Annotated in this window: 24 protein-coding genes; 15 read left to right on the forward strand and 9 right to left on the reverse strand. The window is 57.9% G+C overall.

Annotated elements, in window-relative coordinates; genetic code table 11:
* Positions 1 to 5: 5 nt before the first annotated feature.
* Positions 6 to 551, reverse strand: coding sequence for a macro domain-containing protein (locus GXX82_11955; GenBank protein NLT23751.1), 546 nt, complete (start codon positions 549 to 551; stop codon positions 6 to 8).
* Between the two features lie 204 nt (positions 552 to 755).
* On the opposite strand from GXX82_11955, the gene recG reads away from it, so the two are divergent.
* Both recG and pyk read left to right on the forward strand, forming a co-directional pair.
* A complete protein-coding gene (recG, locus tag GXX82_11960) occupies positions 756 to 2,855 on the forward strand; it encodes an ATP-dependent DNA helicase RecG (protein ID NLT23752.1) in 2,100 nt (699 codons plus the stop codon).
* Positions 2,856 to 2,882: 27 nt separating this feature from the next.
* A complete protein-coding gene (pyk, locus tag GXX82_11965; protein ID NLT23753.1) occupies positions 2,883 to 4,316 on the forward strand; it encodes a pyruvate kinase in 1,434 nt (477 codons plus the stop codon).
* Between the two features lie 93 nt (positions 4,317 to 4,409).
* Here the strand turns inward: pyk and GXX82_11970 are convergent, their stop codons facing one another.
* Positions 4,410 to 5,792: a UDPGP type 1 family protein gene (locus GXX82_11970; protein ID NLT23754.1), complete on the reverse strand. Its 1,383-nt coding sequence runs from the start codon at positions 5,790 to 5,792 to the stop codon at positions 4,410 to 4,412.
* 211 nt (positions 5,793 to 6,003) lie between these two features.
* Here GXX82_11970 and GXX82_11975 point away from each other — a divergent pair, with 211 nt between their 5' ends.
* From GXX82_11975 to GXX82_12000, 6 genes are all read left to right on the forward strand, one after another.
* Entirely contained in the window at positions 6,004 to 6,378 is a 375-nt protein-coding gene (locus GXX82_11975; GenBank protein NLT23755.1) for a response regulator, read from the forward strand.
* Between the two features lie 19 nt (positions 6,379 to 6,397).
* Entirely contained in the window at positions 6,398 to 6,871 is a 474-nt protein-coding gene (locus GXX82_11980; protein NLT23756.1) for a chemotaxis protein CheX, read from the forward strand.
* A gap of 261 nt (positions 6,872 to 7,132) precedes the next feature.
* Entirely contained in the window at positions 7,133 to 8,950 is a 1,818-nt protein-coding gene (locus GXX82_11985; GenBank protein NLT23757.1) for a methyl-accepting chemotaxis protein, read from the forward strand.
* Positions 8,951 to 9,002: 52 nt separating this feature from the next.
* On the forward strand, positions 9,003 to 9,368 hold the full coding sequence (locus tag GXX82_11990; GenBank protein NLT23758.1) for a response regulator: 366 nt from the start codon (positions 9,003 to 9,005) through the stop codon (positions 9,366 to 9,368).
* 12 nt (positions 9,369 to 9,380) lie between these two features.
* Positions 9,381 to 10,295 (forward strand): methyltransferase domain-containing protein, encoded by a 915-nt coding sequence (locus GXX82_11995; protein NLT23759.1) that lies wholly within the window; start codon positions 9,381 to 9,383, stop codon positions 10,293 to 10,295.
* Positions 10,296 to 10,317: 22 nt separating this feature from the next.
* On the forward strand, positions 10,318 to 11,391 hold the full coding sequence (locus tag GXX82_12000; GenBank protein NLT23760.1) for a chemotaxis response regulator protein-glutamate methylesterase: 1,074 nt from the start codon (positions 10,318 to 10,320) through the stop codon (positions 11,389 to 11,391).
* 97 nt (positions 11,392 to 11,488) lie between these two features.
* On the opposite strand, the gene GXX82_12005 is transcribed toward GXX82_12000, so the two are convergent.
* Entirely contained in the window at positions 11,489 to 13,426 is a 1,938-nt protein-coding gene (locus GXX82_12005; protein NLT23761.1) for a PAS domain S-box protein, read from the reverse strand.
* Positions 13,413 to 14,105 (reverse strand): response regulator transcription factor, encoded by a 693-nt coding sequence (locus tag GXX82_12010; GenBank protein ID NLT23762.1) that lies wholly within the window; start codon positions 14,103 to 14,105, stop codon positions 13,413 to 13,415. The genes GXX82_12005 and GXX82_12010 overlap by 14 nt, the downstream gene beginning before the upstream one ends.
* A 750-nt stretch (positions 14,106 to 14,855) precedes the next feature.
* On the opposite strand from GXX82_12010, the gene GXX82_12015 reads away from it, so the two are divergent.
* Positions 14,856 to 15,791 carry an IS110 family transposase gene (locus tag GXX82_12015; protein ID NLT23763.1) on the forward strand — a complete coding sequence of 312 codons (936 nt, stop codon included), beginning with the start codon at positions 14,856 to 14,858 and terminating at the stop codon, positions 15,789 to 15,791.
* A 59-nt stretch (positions 15,792 to 15,850) separates the two neighbouring features.
* Here the strand turns inward: GXX82_12015 and GXX82_12020 are convergent, their stop codons facing one another.
* The 4 genes from GXX82_12020 to GXX82_12035 form a co-directional block, all read right to left on the reverse strand.
* Positions 15,851 to 17,230 (reverse strand): sigma-54-dependent Fis family transcriptional regulator, encoded by a 1,380-nt coding sequence (locus GXX82_12020; GenBank protein NLT23764.1) that lies wholly within the window; start codon positions 17,228 to 17,230, stop codon positions 15,851 to 15,853.
* 94 nt (positions 17,231 to 17,324) lie between these two features.
* Complete coding sequence (locus GXX82_12025) at positions 17,325 to 17,993, reverse strand: hypothetical protein (GenBank protein ID NLT23765.1); 669 nt, start codon at positions 17,991 to 17,993, stop codon at positions 17,325 to 17,327.
* Positions 17,994 to 18,140: 147 nt separating this feature from the next.
* On the reverse strand, positions 18,141 to 20,828 hold the full coding sequence (locus tag GXX82_12030; GenBank protein NLT23766.1) for a hypothetical protein: 2,688 nt from the start codon (positions 20,826 to 20,828) through the stop codon (positions 18,141 to 18,143).
* A 52-nt stretch (positions 20,829 to 20,880) separates the two neighbouring features.
* Positions 20,881 to 21,324 (reverse strand): peptide chain release factor-like protein, encoded by a 444-nt coding sequence (locus tag GXX82_12035; GenBank protein NLT23767.1) that lies wholly within the window; start codon positions 21,322 to 21,324, stop codon positions 20,881 to 20,883.
* 153 nt (positions 21,325 to 21,477) lie between these two features.
* On the opposite strand from GXX82_12035, the gene GXX82_12040 reads away from it, so the two are divergent.
* Positions 21,478 to 21,771, forward strand: a complete 294-nt coding sequence (locus GXX82_12040) for a hypothetical protein (GenBank protein NLT23768.1) — start codon at positions 21,478 to 21,480, stop codon at positions 21,769 to 21,771.
* On the opposite strand, the gene GXX82_12045 is transcribed toward GXX82_12040, so the two are convergent.
* Positions 21,749 to 22,660: a radical SAM protein gene (locus GXX82_12045; protein NLT23769.1), complete on the reverse strand. Its 912-nt coding sequence runs from the start codon at positions 22,658 to 22,660 to the stop codon at positions 21,749 to 21,751. The genes GXX82_12040 and GXX82_12045 overlap by 23 nt on opposite strands.
* A gap of 69 nt (positions 22,661 to 22,729) precedes the next feature.
* Between GXX82_12045 and GXX82_12050 the strand changes: the two genes are divergently transcribed.
* The 5 genes from GXX82_12050 to GXX82_12070 are packed head-to-tail and all read left to right on the forward strand — an operon-like array spanning position 22,730 to position 26,459.
* Positions 22,730 to 23,002 (forward strand): hypothetical protein, encoded by a 273-nt coding sequence (locus GXX82_12050; GenBank protein ID NLT23770.1) that lies wholly within the window; start codon positions 22,730 to 22,732, stop codon positions 23,000 to 23,002.
* A 37-nt stretch (positions 23,003 to 23,039) separates the two neighbouring features.
* A complete protein-coding gene (locus GXX82_12055; GenBank protein NLT23771.1) occupies positions 23,040 to 23,519 on the forward strand; it encodes an Hsp20/alpha crystallin family protein in 480 nt (159 codons plus the stop codon).
* A complete protein-coding gene (locus tag GXX82_12060) occupies positions 23,516 to 23,734 on the forward strand; it encodes a NifU family protein (GenBank protein ID NLT23772.1) in 219 nt (72 codons plus the stop codon). The genes GXX82_12055 and GXX82_12060 overlap by 4 nt, the downstream gene beginning before the upstream one ends.
* 60 nt (positions 23,735 to 23,794) lie before the next feature.
* Positions 23,795 to 25,159 carry a diguanylate cyclase gene (locus GXX82_12065; GenBank protein NLT23773.1) on the forward strand — a complete coding sequence of 455 codons (1,365 nt, stop codon included), beginning with the start codon at positions 23,795 to 23,797 and terminating at the stop codon, positions 25,157 to 25,159.
* A complete protein-coding gene (locus GXX82_12070) occupies positions 25,143 to 26,459 on the forward strand; it encodes a M20/M25/M40 family metallo-hydrolase (GenBank protein NLT23774.1) in 1,317 nt (438 codons plus the stop codon). The genes GXX82_12065 and GXX82_12070 overlap by 17 nt, the downstream gene beginning before the upstream one ends.
* Positions 26,460 to 26,511 lie beyond the last annotated feature (52 nt).

The following is a 26,511-nucleotide window of genomic DNA, read 5'->3' on the forward strand; positions in this document are numbered from 1 at the left end:
CGTGTCTATCTTCCTTCCAGCAGGCCAAGCTCCTCTACAAAGAAATCAATGATGCCGGCATCCATGAGGCAGAAGGATATGCTCTTTAGGGATGTGGAGCCCTCCCTGAGGAACCCAGCAGTTTCGCCGACTATGATCTCGGCGCAGCGCTTCTTCGGGAAGCCGAAGATGCCCGCGCTGATGGCAGGCATGGAGATGGAGGAGAAGCCCTCCCGGTCGGCGAGAGCGAGGACGCTCCGGACCGCCTTCCTGAGCTTGTTCTCTTCGTCGCCCTCGCCCCACATGGGGCCCACGGCATGGATCACGTGGCGCGCCCTGAGCCTCCCCCCGCCGGTCAGGGCGGCGGACCCCACCGGGACGAACCCGATCCTGTCGCTTTCCTCCTGGATGATCAGCCCGCCCCTGCGGACGATGGCGCCGGCAACCCCGCCCCCGTGCCGGAGATAGGAGTTGGCGGCATTGACGATCGCGTCGACGTCGCTTTCCGTAAGGTCACCCCTGACCACACGCAAAACGACGCCGTGAAAGTCCACTTCTTTCAATGTTTCCATGACCGATCCTCCTATACAAAGCGTTTTTGCCATGCAATGGTAAAAAAGGCGTTCAAGCGTGAAGAAAGTTCCAAAGTTCAAGAGTTCAAGAGCAAAAGACGGGAAAACAACGGACACCTCGGGCCACTCTTCGCGGCCTTTCCTTTGAAGCCTTGAACTTTTGAACTTTTGAACCGCCTCTCTCTTGTTGTATTATACAAGGTGATGTCCGAAAAGGAAAAGGGCCCTGTCGATCGCCGGATCCCGCTTACGTTCTTAAAGGGTGTGGGACCGGTGATCGCGAAGGGGATGGAGAAGAAGGGGATACGGTGCGTTGACGACCTGCTCTACTTCATCCCCATCCGCTGGCTCGACAGGGGAACGGTACGGAATATCGCGGACCTCGAGGCGGGCGACGACGCCTGCGTTGTCGCTGCCGTCGATTCCTACCGTTCCATGTTCTTCAGGCATGCAAGGAAAAAGGGGTTCGAGGTGATCGTTACCGATGGGACCGGTTTCCTTTCCCTGAAATGGTTCCAGTGGTCAAAGGGCTACCTTCAGAAGATCTGCCGAAAAGGGGTGACACTCTTCCTTTCAGGAAAAGTGGGGAACTTTGGAGAAACCCTGCAGATGGTCCATCCCGAGACGGCCGTGCTCGGTGATGACGAGACTCCCGGGACGGCACGGAGGATCATCCCCGTCTATTCCCAGGTGGATGGGGTGAAGCAGGGGTTTGTCCGCAACGTCGTGTCCGAGGCCCTGAACCTCCTTGGCCCCTCACCAGGCGGCGTCTTGTCCGGCGATATGGAGAGGCGTTTCGGCCTCATGAGCTTTGCGGAGGCGGTAAGGTGCGTCCACGTGGCCAATGGAGATGACTACAACGAGGCCAGGGGAAACGAGGCCGTACGAAGGCTTATCCTCGAGGAGTACCTTCATTTCCAGATAACCCTGATGTCGAGAAAGAGAAAGGCCTGCAGTGAGCGCGGCATAGCCTTCGCCACCGATGGCCCCCTTTACCGCGAATTCCTGGGGAACCTGGGATTCAAGCTTACCGGCGCGCAATCCCGGGCCATGACGGAGATCGTATCCGATATGGGCAGGGGCATCCCGATGAACAGGCTCCTCCAGGGAGACGTGGGTTCGGGAAAGACCGTCTGCGCGGTGGCATGCGCCTGCGTGGCCATCGATAACGGTTTCCAGGCCGCCTTCATGGCACCCACGGAGATCCTGGCCGAACAGCATTACCTCAACGTCCATAGATGGTTCGCCGGGCTCGGTGTTCCCGTGGCGCTGCTCAAGGGCGGCATGGGGCGCGAGAGGAGGGATGTCATCGAAGGGATACGGACGGGCGTGACGCCCATCGTGATCGGCACCCACGCGATGATCCAGGGGGACGTGGAATTCCACAGACTCGGCCTTGTCGTCATTGACGAGCAGCACCGCTTCGGCGTGGAGCAGCGCAAGAGGCTCAAGGACAAGTCGCGCCGCCCCGATGTCCTGAGCATGACGGCCACACCGATCCCGAGGACCCTTTCCATGGTCGTCTATGGGGACCTTGACGTCTCCGTCATCGACGAGATGCCCTCGGGCAGGCAAAAGGTGGTGACGAAGGTACTTTCCGACGACGACAGGGAACGGGCACAGGGGATGATGAGGGAGGAGCTTGCCGCCGGGCGCGGCGTCTTCGTCGTTTACCCCCTCGTGGAGGAGTGCGAAAACAATCCCGTGCGGGACGCAAAGACCATGGCCGCGGAGCTGCAGCGCTCCGTTTTCCCGGAATACAGGGTGGCGCTCCTCCACGGACGAATGAGCGCGAGGGACAAGGAGGATGTCATGACCCGGTTCCGCAATGGAGACATAGACGTCCTCGTGTGCACGACGGTGATAGAGGTGGGCATCGATGTGCCCCGGGCCACGATGATCGTCGTGGAGAACGCGGAGCGCTTCGGCCTCTCCCAGCTCCACCAGCTCCGGGGCAGGGTGGGCAGGGGATCGGAACCCTCCCGGTGCGTCCTCGTGGCGTCGACGAAGAGGACCCATCTGGCAACGAGGCGGCTCAGGATCATGGAGAAGACGAGCGATGGCTTCGCCATTGCCGAGGAAGACCTCAGGATACGCGGTGTCGGCGATATGCTGGGGGTCAGGCAGTCAGGCATGCCGGCCTTCAGGATCGGGGACATCGTGAGAGATATCGACATCATGATCGAGGCCCGGAAGAGGGCCGAGGAGTTGACGGCCGGCATTTCTGAAGGTGAGATGGCGAGGCTCATGAGGCACATAGGCGACAGGTTCGACGATGGGAGAGACCTCTCGGACATCGCCTGACGAAACCGCTCGGGAAAAGGGGGAACTATGAGAAAAGCCAGGATAGTTTGCACGCTCGGGCCGCCGACACAGACGGCACGGGCTATTCAGTCTCTCGTGGAGAAAGGTATGGATGTTGCGCGCCTCAACTTTTCCCATGGCGATCACGTCTCCCACGGGTCTCTCATCAGGAAGATACGGGCAGTGGAGAAGAAACTCCGCAAGCCCGTCGCCATCCTTCAGGACCTGCAGGGCATCAAGATCAGGGTAGGGTCCCTTGAGGGGGGCAAAGCGGCCCTCGTGAAGGGTCAATCCGTCGAGATACGCGCGGGCTCCGAGAGAGGAGACGGGCGGCGCGTCTACATCGACTATCCCTGGCTCATACATGACGCCCGACCCGGGGACAGGATCCTTCTCGATGACGGCCTGATACAGCTCGAGGTGGCGAGTACCTCGGGAGATTCCATCACCGCAACGGTTGTGGAAGGGGGGGTGCTGAAGGAGCACAAGGGTGTGAACCTGCCCGGGATGAAGGTGAGCGCCGCCTTCTTCACCGAAAAGGACAGGGCTGACCTCGAGTTCGGTATATCCATGGGCGTGGACTACGTCGCCCTCTCTTTCGTCAGGAGTGCCGATGACGTGAGGGAGGTCAAGACCTGGATGGCCGCACGCGGGGTATCGGTACCCCTCATAGCCAAGATAGAGAAGGAAGAGGCGATAAGGGACATCGACGGGGTACTCTCCGAGGCGGACGGTGTCATGGTCGCCAGGGGAGACCTCGGCGTCGAGATGCCCCTCGAAGAGGTCCCTATTTACCAGAAGATGCTCATACGCAAGGCCAACGAGGCGAGGAAGATCGTCATAACCGCCACTCAGATGCTCGAATCCATGACGCGCCATTCCCGTCCGACCCGGGCGGAGACGACGGATGTGGCCAATGCCGTGCTCGACGGCACGGACGGGCTCATGCTGTCCGCCGAGACGTCGGCCGGGCAATACCCATTCGATTCCGCGGAGGTAATGGACCGGATCATATCCTTCACGGAAGAGCATATCAGGGAGACGGGGGAACGGTTCTACGTTCCATACCCGGAAGGTTCTTTGTTCGATTTTCCCGGTGCTGTCGCGGAGGCAGCTTCGCGCGCGGCACACGACACGGGAGCGCGATGCATCGTAGCCTTCACGATGACCGGTTTCACGGCACTGCTCATCTCGAAGTTCAAACCTGACATGCCCGTCGTGGCGCTTTCGCCCGACGCTTCCGTGGTGCGGCGGATGAAGCTCTATCGCGGCGTGATCCCCTACCAGGTCAGGAAATTGGCAAGCACTGACAGGATGATCGGGGAGGTGGACAGGTTCATGGTGGAGGCGGGTTTCGCGAAAGAAGGGGATGTCATCGTTCTCGTGGCAGGCCACCCGATAGCCACGAAAAGCAGAACGAACTTTATCAAACTGCACAGGGTGGGGGAAAAGACGGTTTGAACCGTTGGAGCCGTTAGAATCGTTGGAACCGTTGGAGCTTGTGAGGAGGTGGGAGTGTTGGGGTCTTGTTCCATCACCCATCACCCATAACCTTTATTCTATATATATCTCCGGTGATGCGACCACTTTTCTGGTCCGCAGCTTTTCCGCCGCCTCTTCCGGGGTGAAGGCGAAGAGCGGACTGACCTCCACTTTCGCGTCGGGCGGGACCTCGACGCCCGCCTTTTTGAGCCAGGCGCGGTGGAGCTCGATGAGGGCCTGCCGGGCGGTATCGGGTGAATCGGGACCTTCCTTGTTCTTCACGGGAGCGAATTCTTCCTCACGGGCGACCTCCATGCAACACGCCCGTTCGGCCAGCGGTATGGCGTCGAAGACGAAGGTTTCGAACTTCCACACATCGATACTGGCCGGCTCCCAGTCGGAGGAGACGACGTAGGCTGACTTCCTGGCGCAGTGATAGGGCAGGGCAAAACCATCCGTGTTCAGGTCCCTGATGAAGGAAAGGGAAAAGATGTGGATGGCCGTGTTCCCGGCCCAGTAGAGTATCTCGCCCTTTTCATCGAGTGCCTGCATGTGGCTCTCATCAAGGTCGCTGTACTCGATGACAGCCTGTCTTCCATTGACGTCGAGGTAGACCCCGACCTTCTCGTCGACGCTTCTGCGCCGCACTACCTTCGTCGATACCTGGGCGGCCTCCGATGAATGGTGGCCGAGAAACACAGGGTCGGCGATCCTGACGAGGGGATTATCCACCTGGCAGTAGAAGAGATCTTCATAGCCCGCTGCTATGAGTTTGGCCAGAAGACCGCTGTCAGAGAGCGCCTTCAACGAACCGCCGTGGCCGTTCGGGCTCGTATAGAAATGGACGTTGTCCCGGAGGATGAGCCTGCCGTCGGGAGAGACGGCCGGGAGGACCCCCTGGGAAAAGAAGTGTACCGAGTCGGGGGCGAGACCGAAATGACGGTTGGCCTGGAAGAATTGCACCGTGTCCTCGTGGTTGTCTGTGCTTGTCATGATCAGAAAGGGTATGGTCACGCCAAAACGCACCGAAAGATATCGGACCTGTTCGGCAAAAAGCTGGAAGAGAGTCTTCCTTTTGACCGGCGAGAGCGGAAAAGTTCCCTTGGGGCCGTCAAAACCGAGGCGCGAACCCTGCCCGCCGGCCACGACGAGAACCGCCACTTTCTGGCGTTGCAGCAATGATTCCCCAATCGACCGCGCCCGGAGGGCGCCGTTCTGCTCGCGGGAGGTCCGGGGTACGCAGACAACACGGGGGGGTCTGATGCCGGTGGGGACGGGGCTGGCGCACTCGGCTTGATCGAATTGTCTGTGGAGCTTCATGACAAGGCGGATGTCGAGGCCGCGGCTGGCCTCGAGGAATACACCCCTTTGGTGGGGCGTGAGAGCACGGTAGTGTTCAAGGATGTGATGCTGCCCGTAGTTCTCAAGGGTCGTCAAGAAGTCCTGTTCTGTCATTTTATCAATCCTCGCGTGAGCGGTGCGTTTCGATCATTCGCCGTATTCCAAATATTACAGGATTTGGCCGTCCGATGACAACGGGATTCGCCTTGAAAGTCGTTTTCTTTTGAACTGAGTGACGGATGTTACATTAAGTTAATTCCGCTTTGCACGATAACTATAATTAGTTTAGAATGGAGCCAAACCCAACAAGCAACGGAGGTTATCAATGAAAGTGCTCGTTGTTGACGATTTCGCGACGATGAGGAAGATCATCAAGAATGTTCTGAAGCAGATAAATATCGAAAATGTGCTCGAAGCCGAGAACGGCAAGCACGCCCTCACCGTTCTCGGCGGGGAAGAGGTCGACCTCATCATCAGCGACTGGATAATGCCGGAGATGACGGGTATCGAGTTCCTGAAGGCATGCAAGGGCGACGACAACATTAAGAAGATCCCCTTTATCATGGTGACCGCGGAGGCCCAGAAGGACAACATAATGGAGGCGATCAAATCGGGTGTGGACAACTACATCGTGAAGCCCTTCACCCCAGAGAAGCTCAGGGAAGCGATAGACAAGGCGAAAGCCAAGGTCGGTAAATAATACAGCGCCGGAGGCAGGCATGGATGTAAAGTACATAAACCCTTTCATTATGGCGGCACAGTCGGTATTCAGGACGATGCTGGGCATTGAGGTAACGTTGAGCAAACCGGTGATCAAGACGAGTCGTACGACCTCGGGCGAGGTAACGGGCATAATGGGTCTCGTGGGGGACAGGAAGGGTACGATCACGATAAGCTTCCAGGACAAGGGGGCTCTTTTTATATACAAGACCCTCATAGGAGACGAATCGACGGCCATCAATTCAGATGTGGTCGATGCCATCGGCGAGATCACGAACATAATATCGGGGCAGGCACGGAAGGAATTCGAAAAGGCCGGCATCAACCTCAAGGCGGCCATCCCGATGGTCATTGTGGGCAAGGAGATCGAGCTCAATTTCATCACCACCCTGCCCATAGTCCAGTTGCCCTTCAATTTCTCCGTAGGCAACGGCACCCAGGAAGTAATGTTCCTGGACTTTTCTTTCGAATAAAGGGACGGGACAGGCAGCAGGAAGAGACAACCCGCAGGGTTCAGGAGATGGTAAGGACCCCTCCTGAACCCTGTTCTCTTGCCCCGGCACCTGGTGGTTCCAAGCGGTCTTTTCCCCCTTGAACTCTTGAACTTTTGAACCCTGGAACCGGTTTTGCCTCCTTAAGTTATCCCCCGGAACAGCGACAATCTACAAGTATGGAAGCGTCAGAGGTTTACCCTCGAAGGAACGAACCGATGAAGCGAGGAAAGGTCGGGATATATGGATGACATCAGAAGTGGGATCGAAGGACTGGCGGCCCGGGTGGGCCGGCTGATACCAGGCACGGAGGAACAGTTCCTTTTCATAGGTTCCCGCCTCAATGAAGTGTACGTGGAGGTCGAGAAGATATCGCGTCAGGCCTCATCACTGGTGAGCATGCTCGACAGCTCCGCCATGAAAGATACCATAGGCCGCTTTCACGAGATACTCGAGAGGATGGACAGGCACATCGGGGGCTCCGACACCAGGTTCGCGGCAGGCATGTCCGCTCTTAACGACGTTCTCTCCGCGGTCTCCCACGTCGGCAACCCTCTTGCCAATTTTCGCAAGATCGTGAAAACGCTGAAGATACTCTCCATATCCACGAAGATAGAGAGCGCCCAGCTGAAGAAGATGGAGAGCGACTTCGTCAATCTCGCGGGCGATGTGGACCAGCTTTCGGCACTCATCCGCGACAAGTCGGCGGGGATCGAGAGTCACCGGCGCTCCCTCATGTCCCTGACCGAGGCAACTCTCGCCAGGATCGTAACGATCAACGAGAAGAGCAGGGGCTACATAAGCGAGGTGCTCGGCAACATACGATCGAGCATCGCGCTGCTCGAGAGCAGGCAGGACCTCTCGTTCAGTGCCGCCGATTCCGTGCTGAACCGATTCAACGCGACATCGAAGCAGGTCGGAGAGGTCGTCATGTCCATGCAGTTCCACGATATTACCCGTCAACAGGTGGAGCATATCAGGGACGTCCTGACCTCTATGGAAGGCAAACTCCGAGCGTCATCACAGGGAGAGGGCCGTGGCGGACCCGACGTCGGGCCTGTCGCTCCCGAGCTCGTGGCGGAGGCCGCGATCGCCTGCGAGCTGCAGAAGGCCCAGCTTTCCGACGCCCAGACCAAATTTGTCCATGCCGTCGATGCCATAGTCGAGAACCTCCGGGGTGTCGTGAAGAATGTTTTCAGGATACTGGAAGACATCCAGAAGATCACCGGTGGAACCGACCTCATCGCGAGCACCTTTCTGTCCAATATCGAATCGGGAACCACGGCCGTCATCAGCAAGCTCGAGGACACGGGACGCGCGGAAGATGAATTCGTCGATGCCATGGGAGAGCTGTCTTCCGCCGTGTCGACGATCTCCGGCCTCGTGGACGATATAGAAGAGATAGGCGAGGAGATAGAGCTCATCGCCGTCAATGCCCGCGTCAAGTCCGCGCACACCGGGGTTGAGGGCGCACCGCTCGGGGTCATAGCGGAGGCGATATGGCACCTTTCCATAGATGCCGCGTCACAGAAAACGACCATATCCGAGCTCCTCAGGGAGGTCGTGACGGCCACAGAGGGACTTCAGGCCGCCGTGCGAGAGGGGACCGGCGACGGCGGCTCTGACAGCGGCAGCATTATCGGCGAACTGTCGGGGCTGCTCAACGAGCTCAAGGGCATGAACGACGGGGTCGTCGGTCTGGTGAAGGAGATAGAGGGGGGCAGCAGAAGCCTGTCCGGCCTCATCGAGGAAACGATCGAGAGCATCTCCGTCCACAAAGACCTCAGACGTGAGGTGTCGGGCCTCTCGGCGCTCTTCGATGAGGTCATCGCCGCGGCAAGACGCGCCGTGTCCCATGAGGAACTCGAGAAGGCCCGCGGCCTTTCCCTGGAGTACATCGCCAGCAATTACACGATGCAGAGGGAGAGGATCATACACCAGAGCGTGGCATCGAATGTTATTCCCTTTACGGGAAGGGATAGGGGAGACGTAACGCCCCCGGCCCCGGAAGAGGGTGGTGCCTGCGACGATGATCTTGGTGACAACGTGGAGCTCTTTTGATGATGAACACCGTGAATCTATACATGCATTTTGATCCACAAGGAGGAGTGCGGTGACGAAACGTATCATGACTGTCGATGATTCTGTAAGCGTCCGCCAGATGGTCAGTTTCACCCTCAAGAACGCGGGGTATGAGACGGTTGAGGCAAGCGACGGACAGGACGCACTGTCGAAGCTGGGCGGCTCGGGGATCCATATGATCGTGACCGACCTCAACATGCCGAACCTTGACGGGATAGGACTCATCAAGGAAGTTCGAAACAAGGCCGAGTACAAGTTCATACCGATCATCATGCTGACGACGGAATCGCAGGACAGCAAGAAGCAGGAAGGCAAGAGCGCCGGCGCCACTGGTTGGATAGTGAAACCTTTCAAGCCGGACCAGCTCCTGGCGGTCGTGAAGAAAGTCCTGGGATAGGAGGTAAGGGTGATGGCGCTCCCTGAGGATTCGCGAAGCCGGAACGCCGACTACGGCTCCATCAGGCTGTCGAACAGGCTCTTCGAGGAACTGACCGTCTTCATTCGCGACCAGGTGGGGATCAAGATCACCCCCGTCAAGAAGGTCATGCTCGAGGGAAGACTTCAGAAGAGGCTGCGCAAGCTGGGGATGAGATCGTTCGACGAGTATTGCAAGTACCTGTTCAGCGACGAGGGGCGAGGCGGCGAGCTCACGAGCATGATCGACGAGGTGACGACGAACAAGACGGATTTCTTCCGCGAACCCGCTCACTTCAACTACCTCACCTCGAGGGTCCTGCCCACGCTCCTCAGGGGCGGGGGATTCACCGTCTCGAACAGGCTGACCATCTGGAGCGCAGGCTGTTCGAGTGGCGAAGAGCCCTACACCATCGCCATGGTGGTGCAGGACTTCGCGGATACAGCGGGCGCGGAGCGCCTGCCTTTTCACGTGGTCGCGACCGATATTTCCCGGCGTGTTCTGGAGAAAGGCCAGAAAGCCGTCTACGAGGATGACAAGGTGGCTCCCATACCGGTGGCGATCAAGAAGAAGTTTCTGTTAAAGAGCAGGAACCCCGAGGCGGGGCTCTTCAGGATAGCCCCCGAGATACGGTCCCGGGTCTCCTTCAGGAGGCTCAATTTCATGGATGGCGATTTCGGCTTCCGGGAAAAGATAGACATCATCTTCTGCAGGAATGTGATCATCTATTTCGACAAGATCGTTCAGGAAAGGCTTCTCAATAAGTTCTGCCGGTGTCTGAAGCCTGATGGGTACATCTTCATGGGCCATTCCGAGACGCTCTTCGGCATGGACCTTCCCCTCGAACAGGTAGCGCCGACGGTGTACAGGAAGACCGGCACAATAGCCACCATTAGAAAAACAGCATGAACAGGGCGTAAGCGGAGGCATGATGGCAGAGAAGATCAAAGTCCTGATCGTTGACGATTCAGCAGTGGTGAGACAGGTGCTTGAAGAGGTTTTCCAATCCGACGGAGCGCTGCAGGTGGTCGGCTCCGCCAGGGACCCCTTTGTTGCCGCGGACATCATGAGACGTGTCGTCCCTGATGTCATCACGCTCGATGTGGAAATGCCGCGGATGGACGGCATCACCTTCCTTCACAAGATCATGTCCCAGAGGCCCATCCCTGTTGTCATGTGCTCGAGCCTCACGGAAAAGAATTCCGAGACGGCCATGAAGGCGCTGGAGTATGGGGCGGTGGACATCATAGAGAAGCCCCGGATGGGTGTGAAACAATACCTCGAGGAATCGAAGGTGATCATCTGCGATACGGTGAAGGCGGCAGCCGAGGCACGCCTCGGGCGCGCGAAGAAGAACAACGGTTTCATAAAGGTGGAACCGAAGCTCACCGCTGATGCCGTTATCGAGAAGCCCAACTCCCGCGCCATGATCCAGACAACGGAGCGTGTCGTCGTCGTGGGTGCGTCGACAGGCGGAACGGAGGCGCTCAAGTCGTTTTTGGAGGCCCTTCCTCTTGACGCTCCGGGAATGGTCATCGTCCAGCACATGCCGGAACACTTCACGGCCGCCTTTGCCAAGCGGCTCGATGGCATTTGCCGGGTTTCCGTCAAGGAAGCCCGGAACGACGACACTGTGGTCCGGGGACGGGTCCTCATCGCTCCGGGCAACAAGCACACCCTCCTCAAGAGAAGCGGCGCCAGGTACTATGTCGAGGTGAAGGACGGGCCGCTGGTATCGCGTCACAGGCCTTCCGTCGATGTCCTGTTCCGGTCGGCGGCGCGCTATGCCGGGAAGAACGCCGTTGGCGTCATCATGACAGGGATGGGTGACGACGGAGCCAAGGGGATGCTCGAAATGAAGGATGCCGGCGCTTACACGGTGGCCCAGGACGAAGCGACATGCGTCGTTTTCGGGATGCCCAAGGAGGCCATCAAGGTGGGCGCGGTCAAGACGGTAGCTCCCCTCGGCCACATAGCCGGTATCGTGATGAGAGAGAGCGGGTAGAAAGAGAGAGGACAGGTGATAGGTAATGGGTCATAGGTGATGGGAGAAAGCAATCTCTCCCTATCACCCATTACCTATCACCCATTACCCGTCTTCTCTATCCTCTGGCCAGTTTCAGGGCCAAATTCAGATCTTCTATCCTGTATGGTTTTACGAGAACACCCTTGAAGCCGTGCTCCTTGTAGTTGACTATCTGGGGATCGTTCGGGTAGCCGCTTGAGAGGATGGCCGAAACACCGGGATCGATACCGAGAAGTTCCTGGAGTATCTGGACACCGTCAGGACCGCTGGGGGAGATAAGGTCGAGGATCACCACATCGAAGGGAAAACCTGCCTCCTTCGAGCTGCGGTAAAGATCGATGGCCTGCCTCCCGTCGCCCACGCCCGTGACGTCATGGCCGAGGTGGGTGAGCAGCATCGTCGTCGTTTGAAGGATGGATTGCTCATCGTCGGCAATGAGCACCTTGAGAGAGGACTCACTCGCGGGTTCGGCCCCGGCCCGGTCGGGCTCCTCCTTCACCGGATCGGTCCTGTGCGCCGGGAGGTACACGTTGAACGTCGCCCCCTCACCGGCCTCCGACTCCACCTCTATCTGGCCGCCATGTTTCTTTACGACGGAGTAGCAGACGGCGAGGCCGAGACCCATTCCTTTCTGTGGACCGAAATCCTTCGTGGTGAAATAGGGATCGAAGATGTGTGAGAGATGCTCCTTCGCGATCCCGTTGCCCGTGTCCGAGATGGAGAGCTCGACATAGTCCCCGCCTGGCAGGAACGTTCCCGGTTCGGCCTGAAGCGTCCTGTTCCGGACGGAGATGAACACCGAGCCGCCGTGCTCCGGCATGGCCTCCCGGGAGTTCCGGACGAGCTGATGAATGACCTGCCGGATCTGCGTCTCATCTGCCTTGACAGGCCACACATTGTCCTGAAAGCTGTATTTGCACTTTATTCGTGAACCGGACAGGGAGATCCGGGAGACCTCGCGAACGATGGGCTGCAGATGGAGCGTCTTCTTCAGGGGGCTTCCGCCTTTCGAGAACGTGAGGAGCTGTGTGGTCAGTTCCTTTGCCCTGTCTATGGTCCTTTCGGCCTCGGTGAGCTTGTCCCGGGCCTTTGATTCGCTCTCGGACAGGTACATCCTGGCGAGGGAGATATATCCCAGCATGGACATGAGGAGGTTGTTGAAATCGTGTGCGATACCCCCGGCAAGAATGCCCACGGACTCGAGCTTCCTGAAATTGAGAAGCTCGTTCTCCATCTGCTTGCGTGTCGTGATATCCGTAAAAAGGGATATGCATCCCACAAAGCGGTTCTTCCTGTTCAGGATGGGGCTGGCGGAGATGTTGACCCAGAGGGATTGCCCGTCCTTTCTTCTGAAGCGGCGTTCGTACTGGTCCGATATCCCTTCCTGTCTGCGCTGCTTCTTCTCGGACTGGTCCTCCAGGTCCTCTTCCGCTATGAAGTCGTCGAGGGACTTCCCGAGCATCTCTTCCTCGGAATAACCGAACATCTTCAGGGCCTGAGCATTGACGAAGGTGATCCTGAACTCCTCGTCGGCCACGCAAATGCCCTCACTCGCTGTGTTGACGATCTGGCGGTACTTCTTTTCGCTTTCCCGAAGGGCCTCCTCGTACCGGCGCTCCCTGGTGACGTCCCGCATGAATATGGCGACCTTCCCGATGTTCTCCTGACTGTCCGGTATGGGATAGATCTCCACTTCCATCCATGAACCATCGGTCTTTGCCTCGAATTTGGCGGTCTTTCCATCCTTGAGGACCTTGAGGGCCACATCCCTTGTTTTTCCCGCAAGGTCACCGGTGAGAACGTCATAGACGCAGGAACCGACGAGCGACTCGCCCCCCGTCTCGTACCGGGCGGCGAACTTTTTGTTGAGCGCTATGATGTTGCCGTTCCCGCCGGCGAGGACCACCAGCTCATCGGTGGCATTGATGAGGGCTAGGGCCGTTTCCCCGAGGAGTTCCGCGGATATGGTGCCGTGGACCGTATCCTTGTTCTTCAGCACCTTACAGGCATTCATCCTTCACATCCGGGTAGTACTTGGCAAGGCAACTGGGGCAAATGGCGTGGCTGAACTCGGCGTCGGAATGATCGCTGATGTATTTCTCCAATTCGTTCCAGTATCCCGAGTCATCGCGTATCTTCTTGCAATGGGAGCATATGGGAAGGAGCCCGCTGAGCCTTTCGATCCTGTTCGCCGCGCGCGCGAGATCGGTGACGAGCCGTGACACCCTGGTCTCGAGGTCTATTACGCGCATGCCCGTCCTGACATGGGCGTGCAGCTCAGTTCTCGTGCAGGGGTTCGGAAGGAGATCGTCGGGTCCCCATGCGGGGTCCGGAAACGACTGTCTGTCGGTCACATCCGGTACAAGAAGGATGATATAGGGCCGCGTCATGTCGGGAGACAGACGAATACGCCTGCACAGGACCAGACTGTCCACGCCCTGCATGGAACCGTCAAGGATGACGAGAGCGGGGCGCTCTTCCCGTTCCATGCGGTACAGAAGCTCCCTGTCGTTGAAAACGACCATGGTCTCATAACCCCAACTCCCGATGGCTGATTCAAGGAAATGCAAGATCGAGCCATCGTCGGCCGCTATGAGGACGCGGGCCGACGGGCGTCGCGACGCCTCAAGGCTCTCCTCGACGCGGTCCTTGCGCAGGATGACCGTTTTGCTTCTCTTTGCCGGGGCGGTCATGCAGAAAGGGAGAGGAGGATGTTGGTTGTCTCATCAAGGATGCTCGCGCCGTAAACATCCTCCTCTTGAATCGCCGCATGCATATAACCGGTCGTACTGAGGTCTATTGGGGGGTGGCGAAGCTTCTGTGGCAGGGGGAAAGTCAAGTAGATGTATTGGGGGGCATGATCTACCTGTCTTCCGTTGCTAATGGCGAGTTTGAAATGGGAAACGGGGATGTCTCCCGATCCCTGCGCGCAAGAAGCTTCGCCGGTGGAGGTCATCATTAGATCACATGTGGCATAAGGATCAACCATGACATTCCATATAGCAATACCTGTGCCAATGCGTAATACATTGATATCATTGGGGAGGCACAGATACAGACACCTGGCATTGTGGAATCGGCACCATAATTATGGAATCAATTCCATACTAAAAGTCACATAAACGAATGGTTCAAGAGTTCAAGGGGAAAGACCCTGGAAAGAGGCTGGTCGTCAACACAATCCTGGCTGGTGCATGCAAACGAATCTTCTTTCTGTTTTTTGACCCTTGTATGTTACTCCCCATGGAATATCACAGGCCGTCCATGATAAGAAGAATGAAAGTAAGGTTACCGGCGTGGCAGGCCGTTTAGACCAGGGGACCCTATCCCGTGTTCCAGCTCGGGTCGCCACGCCATCTCCGTACAAGCCCGGACAGTTGCCAGGGACTCACAGGAGATCCCGCATTGCACAAGGTCGGGATAAGGGAAAAGGGGGCCATATAATGGACGACGTTTTCATCGGGATCGACGTATCGAAGGAGTATTGTGACGTGGCGGTCATACCGGACGGGACGCGGGGGAGGTTCACCAATGACGAGGAAGGCCAGGAGGCTGTCGCTGCCTTCATCCTTCCCCTTAAGCCCGGCCGGATCGTCATTGAGGCGACGGGAGGGTACGAGATGGGAGTGGTGCGGGTCCTCGCAGACAACCAGCTTCCGGTCGTGGCCGTTAATCCCCGGCAGGTGAGGGATTTTGCAAAGGCAACGGGCCGTCTTGCAAAGACCGACAGCATTGACGCGGAGGTCCTCGCGCAGTTCGCCGGGGCCGTCAAGCCCGAGGTGAGGCCGCTCCCCACGAAGGAGGCCGAGATGCTCCGTGCGCTCGTTGCCCGCAGACGACAGCTCGTCCAGATGATAACCATGGAGAAGAACCGTCTCGAGAAATCACCCCATTTCGGGAGCAAGGATATCCGGAACCACATATACTACCTCACCGAGGCCCTGAAGAAGGTCGACAGGGACATCTCGCGGACCATCAGGAAGAGCCCCCTGTGGAAGGAAAAGGAAACGATCCTGACGAGCACGCCCGGCATCGGCCCCGTCATCTCCTGCACCCTTGTTGCAGCGCTTCCCGAACTGGGAACGCTGAACCGGAAGGAGATCGCAGCCCTTGTCGGGGTTGCCCCCTTCAACCGGGACAGCGGCAAATACCGGGGAAGAAGGACCATCTGGGGAGGCAGGTCACATATCAGGTCGGTACTTTACATGGGCATGCTCTCGGCTATCAGGTTCAATCCCGTCATCAGGGCATTCTATCAAAGACTCCTCAAGGCAGGGAAGGCGCGAAAGCTTGCCATCACCGCCTGCATGAGGAAACTTCTGACCATCCTCAATACCATGATGAAGAACAAAACGACATGGGCGGAGGCCCGTTCATGAAAAAGAAATCAATTGACATTCAACACAGTTGCTGGAACCTTTGAACTCTTGAACCGTTTCTAGGATATTCTGTAGTCCTTCACCTTCGTGAGGAGGGTCTTGTAGTCAATCTCGAGGAGCCTTGCGGCACGGGATTTGTTGCCGCCGGTGATCGTGAGCGCCCGCTTGATCACCTCAGTTTCCGCCTCGCGCGTGGCCTGGAGGGCGACCTGCTTCAGAGGCATGAGGAAAGTGCCATTGTCCTGGCGGGATACCGTCTCTCCGACTATGAACTCGATGTCCTCGGGCCTGATAACACCGTCACGACAGGTGAGCACCGCCCTGCGGATGACGTTCTTCAACTCCCGGATATTGCCGGGCCATGGATAGGTCATGAGGAGCTCCGCGGCTTCGGGTGTCAGTTCCCGCATCTGCTTCTCGAGTTCGTTGGAGGCTGCGGTCATGAGCTTCATGGCGAGGAAAGGTATGTCGGAGGGCCGGTCACGGAGGCGCGGCATGGTGATCATGTACTCGCTTAGCCGGAAGAACAGGTCCTCGCGGAATCTCTTCTCCCTGACCGCATCCTTGATGTCCGCATTGGATGCCGCTATGATCCGGACATCGATATCAACGGGCTTCGTGCTGCCGATCGGGTAGATCCTCTTCTCCTCGACGGCCCTGAGAAGCTTGTTCTGGAGGAGGGGAGGTGTGTTCTCCAGTTCGTCGATAAAGATGGTTCCCTTGTGGGCTATCTCAAAGAAACCCGTCTTTTTCCTGTCCGCTCCCGTAAATGCTCCCTTCTCATGGCCGAAGAGCTCGCTTTCTATGAGATTCTCCGGTATCACTCCGACATCGACGGACTGGAAGGGGTTCCTGGCTCTCTTGCTCAGATCGTGTATGGTCTGGGCCACCACGGATTTTCCCGTCCCTGTGTCTCCCTGGATGATAACGGAGAAATCCGTCCTGGACACCTGGCGTATATGGTGGATGACGCTCTTCATGGCATCGCTTCTGCCGAAAAGGGACTCCAGGGAACCCAGCATCGTGTCATCGAGCAGATTGAGAGCCTCCTGGAGCGAATAGGCTTCGATGGCGCGCTTGATCGTCAGGATCAATTTATCGACCTGGGGAGGCTTGGTGAGAAAATCGTAGGCGCCAAGTTTGATCGTTTGCACGGCCGTTGGGATGTCAGCGTAGCCGGTTATGATGATCACCGGAACGAACTGGTCTATCTTCTTGAGAGCGTGAAGTGTTTCTATACCGTCCATACCCGGCATCTTGAGGTCGAGAAGGACGCACCGGGGGTGTTCGCTCCTCAGGGAAGAGATCCCCTCCTGACCGCCGGAGGCCTCGAGAGGCACGAAACCGTTCTTCCTGAGCAGGGTGGCCAGAACCAGCCGCACCGATCGGTCGTCATCGATTATGAGTATCTTCTGAGATGCTGTCGTCCCGGAAAACATAATTTTTTCAATGATGATACAGCACAAGACAAAGGGATGTCAATCAGGAATGTCCGACAGGTCCGCCCCGTCTGCCGCTTAATGGGGGGGTGGGTCAACCAACTCCCTTCATTGTCAGCAGGAAGTCGATAAGGGGGATGAGCGCGGGCACGCCTCTGAGCTCCGCCGTGACGGCATCCACCACGGACCTCCCGATGGAGCCTCTCGACATCTGAAGCTCCAGCGTCCTCAGATCTATGACAAGGTCATTTTTCGCGCTTTCCGACAGCGACGGATCGTTGCGGATGATGAGTTCCATACTGGCGATGATATGACTGGCGACCTCGCCGGAGAGCGGCGCGGCGCTCTGCTCAGAGGGGGCAGGTGTCGGCGGGGAGGGCACGGATGAGGGAGGGGGCTGAAAAGACGACGCGAGAGGCGGTTGAAACCCGGCACCCGGGTCGTCGGGATTTGGCGCGCCGGCACCAGCGGCCGCTCTGTATCGCTGGTATTCGGTGATGATCCCCGTTTCTCCTCCCTCGCGCACAAAGTTTTCTCCGACGGGGGTGATGAAGGCGCTCAGAGATGTCAGGTGGTCGTAGGTCAGGAGAACGTAGCTCTTCTCCTCGAGCAGATGGCACGCCTCGACAACGCGCTCGCGGTCCTCGACACCCAGGCTGGCCGTTATGTCGTCGACAGAAAGGAAGTAATTCGTGTGCTTCAGGTTCTGCATTTCCTCGTACAATGCGGCAAGGAGCAGTTCGGCAAGTTCGTTCAGACTCAAGTCATCCATCGGGCAGTAGTATAGCAAGTGTTGCAGGGGGGAGTAAAGGGCAATGTGCACAAGAAAATGTTCCGAGTCGCGGGTTCCGAGTCGCGGGCTCAAGAAGAAACGTCATCCGGGGCACAGGATGTTGAAGTGTATGGAAGGTTATTTGTCGCCGGTAAGGACCTGCCTGATGGTCATGAGGAAGGCCGCGACGAGGCTCGTGATGCCGCCGAAGATGAGGAATGCCTTCTGGAGCGACCAGACGCTGGAAAAGACCGAGATATCCATCCGTGAGAGCACGGTGTTGACCTCTTCGGAAAGGAGGGGAAATATGAATATCCCGAAAAAGAAGACGATGGAGAAGAGAATGGAGGAATACTTGAGGAACTTGAGGCACATTTGGATGAGATTGGCGGAAAGGTCCAGGAACTCCAGCCTTTTCTCGATGGAGGTGAGCTCGTCCGATATCTCCCGGCACATCTGGTGGCAACTCTCGAACTCCACCGAAGACTCGAAATAACGCACGTCGCCTATACGTTCCATGGACCGCCTCAAATAGACCAGGCGTCCCCGGTGCTTCTCCGACAGGCAGGAGTACCGATAGGTCTTCAGGAAGGCGTCGGCATTGTTAAGCCGAGCACGCAGGTCCTTCATCGTCCCGGTTATCGTCCGGGACTGCTCTTCGATGGCGTTCTTGCACATCACTCTGATCGAACCGCACCGGCGGGGCACGTCGAGACAACCCAGGTAACTTTCCGAGTGTATCGACATCTCGATCTCCTGCAGGGCGGGCTCGATGGTCTTCAATGCCGACAGAGGCAGGAGGGGGCGGCAGCGGTTGAGCTCCTTCCTGGCGTCCTCAAGGTGGGAGATGGCGTCGTTTTTCGCTTCTGCCATGAGTTCTGTCAGGTGCGCGTAGATGGTGTTCCTGTAAGGCGCGAGCTCGGGATCGATAAGGACGGTCACGAAGAAGCCGGGGTCGTCCCTGACGAGCTTCACGAGTTTCTTCATGGCCCCTTTTTCATCCTTCTCCTCAAGCTTGAAAAGGATCTCTTCGTAGGCGGCTTCGACGCAGCCGCCGGTAAGGCGGCCTATCTCGCCGAGCATGTGCCTGAACCTCACGGTGTCCCCTGACAGCTTGTACAGCCTCGCTAGAATGAGGGAAGCGTAGATCTTATGGACGTTCGTCCCCGCCGACTCCAACGCCTTCCTGAAGTCCGCGATCGCCGCCGGAGCGTCTCCAAGCTCCATATTGAGAAGCCCCGCTACACAGCGGGCCTTGTAATCCTGAGGTTTCCTCTCGAGGGCGAGTGTGAGAAAGGACCTGGCTTTATCGTAGTTGGAAACGCGGAGCGAGTCCTGCGCCAGCCAGGCAAAACCACCCTCGTTCTCCGTCATGGCATTCCGGACCGAATCCCAGGATTCCGCGTTATTGTTCCAGAGGACGCGCAGGAAACGGAGCTGATAGACCCACCGAATGTCAAAGAATGCCAGCGCCGCCAGTTCCCCTCCCTCGAGGGCGCCGCCCGCCGATGAAGGGCCGGGGACCACGCGCATATCCGCGAGCGATCTCTCGAGGGAGACACCATGCGCCTCGATCGTCTGCATGGGAAGGTATCCGAGGTGCTGGATCGACCTGCCGGCATCCGTCAGGTCCCGTGATGGGCACTTGTTGACCTTGTGGTGTGTGCCCCCGCAATAGAAACAGGGGGGGTGGACACCCTGGGACGGGGCGGGGGTGCCTTCGGCCCGCGACGGGACGGCCGCGGGAGGGACCTGCTCGGAGGCCGATATCCTGAAGAGGCGGCCCACAGGTTCAAAGGTGACGGCGGGCCCTGCATGCGCACGATATCGGCTTCGCATGTGCTGATGCACCTCTGGCGATACGTAGATCGCGCCGTAGGGCAGGGGGTCAAGGTCGGTGCCCGGGCCGTTTGCCAGGATCTCCTCTTCCTCCCTGGCGGAGACCCCGGTAATGAAGATCTTTACGGGCAGGAGGGCATCCTGCGGGGTCCCGCCCCTTTCAGCGAGCCGGGATAGCACCCTTTTCGATGCCTCGATGGCGGCTGGCGCCGTGGCGTATGTGAAGACGGGCTTATCGCCCTGCGACCTATTAATCGAAACGCATTCGTCTTCAGGGGGATCGTCCTTCTCGCCGCGGCACAGGTCGGCTGCATCGACTATCCCACTGATCTCCGGATGGAGGGGGTCGGGGACGAGGACCATGATGACCCTCCTCGACGGGGCGGGGACCTGGGCAACCTCCCATATCACCTTGTATATGCTGAGGCCGTCGGGAACGTTCTTCATGTTCCAGAAATCGATGCGTTCAAACTGCACCGGAGGCTCGCCCCTCATCGATTCATACACCTCGTGGGAGACGAATATCTGGTCTCCGCCGGCAAGGTTCGTCAGTTTGGCGGCGACATTGACGACATCGCCGTAGATGTCCTTTTCCTCGACTATGACCTTTCCGTGGTGCAGGCCGATCCTCACGTGGATCTCATCCTGGGGGCTGCTCTCCCGGTTGTGGAGGAGGAATCTTTGCTGCATCTTCATGGCGGCCTTGAGTGCTTCCAGGGGGTCGGGAAAATAAACGAGGACCGAGTCGCCCACTTCCTTTATGAGCGACCCTCCGTATTCCTCGACTATGGACATGGCCATGTGATGATGGGTCCTCAGCATCTCCCTGCCGCGGATGTCGCCATGGGTCTTGAAGAATGTCGTGGAGCCCACGACATCGGTGAACAATACCGCGATATCCCGCATGGATGCGTCCGGGTACGCTTCTATGAGAGATGTGAGGAAGTTCTGGACGGGTTTCTCTTTCGAGGCGGCATTCAGGCTCATGACGTACATTGTTTATCGGCAGGGGTGGGACAAACTTTAACCGGGCGGGCTGTCAGTTGTCGCCGGGATAGTCGGAACGATCGGGCCGGAAGGAACGGGCCTTTTTCTTTTCTCCCGTAAGATGTTTGAGGTGTAGGACCTTTTCCTTGGCCCTTCTCGAGCGTCTCCTTTTCTGACGCCGTATCTTTTCGCGCAGCTGCTGCTCCCTGCTCTCACTGCCCAGGGCGATCCCTTCGATCTTATCAGCAAGGATGCGTCTCGCGAGGAACCGGTTCAGGGCCTGGGAGCGCTCCTGCTGGCACTTGACCTCGATCCCCGACGGCACGTGCTTCAGATAGACGCACGTCGAGGTCTTGTTCACGTTCTGGCCGCCGTGGCCCCGGGACCGCACGAACTTCTCCACGATGTCCCTCTCTTCTATGCCCAACCGTTCCATCCTCTCCCTGAGGGATCTCTCCTTCTCGGGAGTCACCGAGAATCGCGCGGATACTGTCATCAAAGAGCCTCCGTGAAGAGGATACACCATCAGGCATTCATTTCAAAACCCAAAAATATGTTCCCGCCGGGGGACGGGACCATAATACGCGGAAGGAAGTAATATCTCACTGGTCCCAGGGACCGCAAGGAACCGTTCTCGAGGAGTGGAAGGATGAATATCATCGGAAAGACCGTGGTTTTTGCGGTCGTCGCATGCGGAGCCCTCTGCGGATGCAGCGGGCAGACGGAGCCCGGACGCGCGCCGAAGCCTCAGGCGGCGGCGGACGCGCGCTACGGGAAGGAACTGGAAGAGATAAGAAAGAGCTTGAGGGGCGACATCAGGATAAAGCTCCGCAGGGACGGAAAGGGAACCTGCTCCTGGGAGATAACAGGCAAGGACCCGCAGGAGATCGTCAGGGCCGATGCCGTCCTGGGCCGGAGGTTCAATGCCGGGAAGCCCGAGTGAGACCTATCGACCGCCCGTAACGGACCGCGTCTTCGAATTCCTCCATGGAGATTCTCCGTGATATCTCGGGAAATTCGGAAGCCCGGTGACAGGGATAGTACTGGGCCATGATGTTGACGTAGGAATCGGGAGAAAGCTCGGCGCCTATCCGCTCCAGCACCTTTCGCGTGTCCGCTGCCGCTCCCGGCATGACGAGATGCCTGATTATGAGCCCGCGCCGTGCAATTCCCCTCTCATCGACGACAAGATCGCCCACCTGCCGGTGCATCTCCTTTACCGCTTTCCACACCACGGAGGGGTAATCTTCCGCATGGCAGTACCGGGCAGCGAGGGCGGTATCAAGGAATTTGATGTCGGGCATGTAGATGTCGAAGATGCCGTCAAGGAACCGAAGAACCTCCGGAGAGTCGTATCCTCCGCTGTTGTAGACGAGGGGGATGGTGAGACCCTTCTCTATGGCCGAGGGGAGGGCCCTGACGATCTGGTGGACGTAGTGCGTGGGGGTGACAAGGTTTATGTTATGACAACCTTTTCGCTGGAGGTCCGTCATGACGTCGGCGAGGGCGGCAGCCGAACAGCTGACACCTTCTCCCCGGATGCTGATGTCGTGGTTCTGGCAGAAGACGCACCTGAGATTGCAGTGCGTCATGAATATCGTCCCGGAACCGCCCGTTCCGACGAGAGGCCCCTCCTCTCCGAAATGCGGTGAGGCGGAGGAAACGTAAAGGCCGTACGGGGCCTGGCAGTAACCCCTGTCACCGGTCGTTCTGTCGACCATACACTGCCTGGGGCAAAGCATGCAAGGTGACGCAAGGCCGAGTATCTGCTCCAACCTGTCGCCCAGCACGCCCTCCTCGTGCAGCCTCACGTAAGACGGAAAATCGGTCATGACACTTTAAAAATATCACACAATGGTTTACTATAATAGAGCAAAGGACACGGAGCAGGAGGTAGACCCATGAAGAAATTCGAATACACCGTCCGGATCTACTCCATGGAAGAGCTCAAGCGAAGCGGCGTGGATATAGAGGAGGAGAACAATATCGTCTACGCCTGCAGGCCGGGGGGCGAGTGCGAGGTCCACGATGTGGGGGCCGAGCAGCTCGACAATCTTTCCGGTCTGCTCAATGAGATGGGAGCTTCGGGGTGGGAACTCGTGGAGCTCATTTTCCACCAGTCAGGCATTGTCAGCTTTTGGAAGAGAGAAACCGCCGACCGGGAAAGTTCATAACAGGAGGTATCAGATGCCTTTGACGCCGTGGAAGTCTATGTGGGAAACAAAGTTTCCCTCTCTCAGGGAAGAGATGGACCGGGTGTTCGAGGAATTCTTCGGCGAAGCCGGGTTTCCCACGCTTCGCGAGGCCGACTGGCTTCCGGCCGTTGACGTCGTGGAGAGGAAAGGCGAAATCGTTGTTATCATGGACATACCGGCGATAGACCCGGCGGAAGTGAAGATCACCATCCTCGAGGACAAGCTGACCGTCGAGGGTGAACGGAAACGGGAGGAGGAGTTCCGCGAGGAGGACTATTACCGCTCCGAAAGGGTTCATGGATCTTTCCTGAGGAGCATCCAGCTCCCGGCGGACGTCATTGGCGAAAAGGCCTCGGCCGTATACAACGGGGGTGTTCTTACCATCACGGTACCCAAATCACGGAGGCCGGAGGCGAGAGAGATAAAGGTCAGCGTACAGGAGGCGCGGCCTGTCGAGGCACCGGTCAGCGCCAGGCAACGGAGGAAGAAGACATGAAAGAGAAAGTCCAGCAGGCGCTAGAGAAGATCAGGCCCCTTTTGCAGAGGGACGGGGGAGATATCCAGCTTATCGATGTGGTTGACGGCATCGTGAAGGTCAAGCTGCAGGGCGCGTGCGGAAGCTGCCCCATGAGCATGATGACCTTGAAGATGGGCGTGGAGAAACAGCTCAAACAGGAGATCCCGGAGGTGAAAGAGGTCGTTTCCGTTTGACGGGCCCCGCAATGCATGAGTCGAAGGGTGGATCGACGGATCTGAAAGGTCCGGTTCAGAATGTCACCTGAAAAACGTCTGATCATCATTGATGATGAAGTGACGCTTCTTGCCGTGCTGCAGGAATTCCTGCAGCAGTTCGGACTCGAGGTCTTCACCTACCAGAGCATGCCCGACCTTCGCGCGGAGCTCGGGGACAAGAGGCCTCACGCCGTGCTGTGCGACATCGTCCTCCCCGGCATCTCGGGAATAGAGATCCTCAAGGAAATAAAAAAGATCGACCGCCGTATACCCGTTATAATGATGACGGGGTACGCGGAGGAAAGGGAAAGACTTGAATCCCTGAGCAACGGAGCCTACGCGCTGCTCACAAAACCCTTCAAGAGCTTTGAGGAACTCTACCACATCGTGAACAACAGCATGGACCATTACAGGGAGGTACTCAGGACGGAGGATCTGACGGCACAGGTCGAAGAGCGCTTCCGCCGCGAAAAGATCAACATCCTCGAACTCGAGTTCCTCAAGAACCTCCAGCGCATGATAGGCGAGACCGAGGACCCCGTGTTCGTGCTCAGAAACGCGCACACGCTGCTCGGAAGTTTCCTCGATTTCCAGTTTTTCGGTACCATGCTCGTGGGCGGGCAGGAGGCCGATATACACATCTTCCCCGAGACCGGCGGCGATCCGGAACTCCGGCGGTCAATGGTCTCCGCGCTTGCAGGCTGGGGAAACCGGGTGCCCGGACAGATCTCTCCCGGCACCGCGTCGGTGGTCTCGGAGCTCAGGGCCGCAAAACGTCTTTACGGGTATGCCGCGCTATACAGGCAGGAGCCTTTCAACGAAGAGGAGACGTCGATATTCACCCGTTTCTGTTCCCACATAGCCCTCACCCTGGAGAAGATAAGCCTTTTCGAAGAGATCAGGACCCTCTCCCGGCATGATGGGTTGACAGGCGTTTTCAACCATGCCTGCATCGTGGGAGAGCTCGGGGCCGAGATCGAACGGGCGAAACGCTACGACTCCCCCTTTTCGGTCATCCTCTTCGATGTGGACGACTTCAAGCTCATCAATGACCGGTACGGACACCTGGCAGGAGACCAGGTCCTGAAGGGCATCACGCGGACCATGAAGGACAACCTGAGGAACATCGACAGGCTGGGCAGGTACGGCGGAGAGGAGTTTCTTGTCATCCTTCCCGAAACGGACATCGACAAAGCGCGTCTGGTCGCCGAGCGCTTGCGCGTTGCCGTTGCCGGCGCTGTCATCGATGACGGTGATGACCGGATCCATGTCACGGTGAGCGCGGGGCTGGCCTCCTACACGCCGGGACGACTGGAAAAGGACCTCATCAAGGAGGCCGACGACAACCTCTATCGGGCAAAAGCAGAAGGGAAGAACAGAATATACTATGAAGACTTTCGATGAAGCGCTATCACTCATCAGGGGATTCCTGCGCATAGACACGACAAACCCGCCCGGAAGAGAGGAAGCGGCAGCGCACTTTCTCGAGGACATCCTGAGGCGGGAAGGGCTGGATTCCGAAATACATTCGGCCGCCCCGACACGGGCGAACATCATTTCCCGGATAAAGGGCAGGAGGACGGGAGGACCCATCATTCTCCTCGGCCACACCGATGTCGTGCCCGCCAGGGAGGAGGAATGGACGGTCCACCCCTTCGGCGGCGAGGTCAAGGACGGCTATCTCTACGGCAGGGGAGCGATCGACATGAAGGCGCAGGTCATATGTCAACTCCTCGCTTTTATGGATCTGGCGCACAGCGGGGTCGTTCCCGAGAGGGACATTATCTTCCTTGCCACCTGCGACGAGGAAGTGGGCGGCGCAAACGGCATGGAATTCATGCTCGACAGGATACCGGAGCTCAAGGACGCGTCCTTTGTCCTCAGCGAAGGCGGCTGCCTCATAGAGGAGGACGACGGTCGTGTTCACGCCCAGGTGTCGGTAACGGAGAAGAAGCTGAGCCAGTTCATCGTGAAAGCAAAAGGCACCGGGGGGCATGGCTCCATGCCTCACGGAGACAACGCCAATGAAAAGGTCATCGAGGCTTCGCACCGGATACTCTCCCACAGGTGGCCCCTCAGGGCGACGCCCATAACAGCGGCCTATCTCAAAGGTATACTCGGGGAAAGGAAGATGGGGAGGGCAAAATTCCCCGGTCTCACCAGGGCCCTCAAGATACCGAAATGGAGAAGCCTCTTCGAGGGCAATGAGATCTACAACGCGATCCTCCGGAACACGGTGACGCTCACCATACTGAGGGGAGGCGAAAAGGTCAACGTCATTCCGGCCGAGTCCTCGGCGACCTTCGACGCCAGGCTCCTTCCCGCGGAGACGCATGAAAGGTTCTTCAGGAAGGTGCGCCAGCTCGCGGGAAAGAATGTCGTCATAGAGCGCATCGGAGAGAAGATCAGCGAACCCGGTCCGTCACGGTACAGCACCGTCTATTTCCAGGGAATAAAGGGTTGCGTCACTGCTCTGAAGGGGCATATTCCCGTTCTTCCCTTTATAACGACGGGCGCCACGGACCTCAGGTACTTCAGGGACATCGGCGTTCCCGCGTACGGGTTCTTCCCTGTCACCCTCACAAAGGCAGAACACATGAGAATGCACGCCAGGGACGAGAGGATATCCCTTGAAAATATCAGGGAAGGATTGGAAGGGTGCAGGAGCATCGTTGATTTCCTGGCCTCAGGTAGCGTCGCGTAACGATATTTCTTGACAAAGGACGTTTAATCTGTCGAAAATAATACGTGAATTC

It is taken from the genome of Syntrophorhabdus sp. (genome assembly GCA_012719415.1).
In the GTDB taxonomy this organism is placed as follows: domain Bacteria; phylum Desulfobacterota; class Syntrophorhabdia; order Syntrophorhabdales; family Syntrophorhabdaceae; genus Delta-02.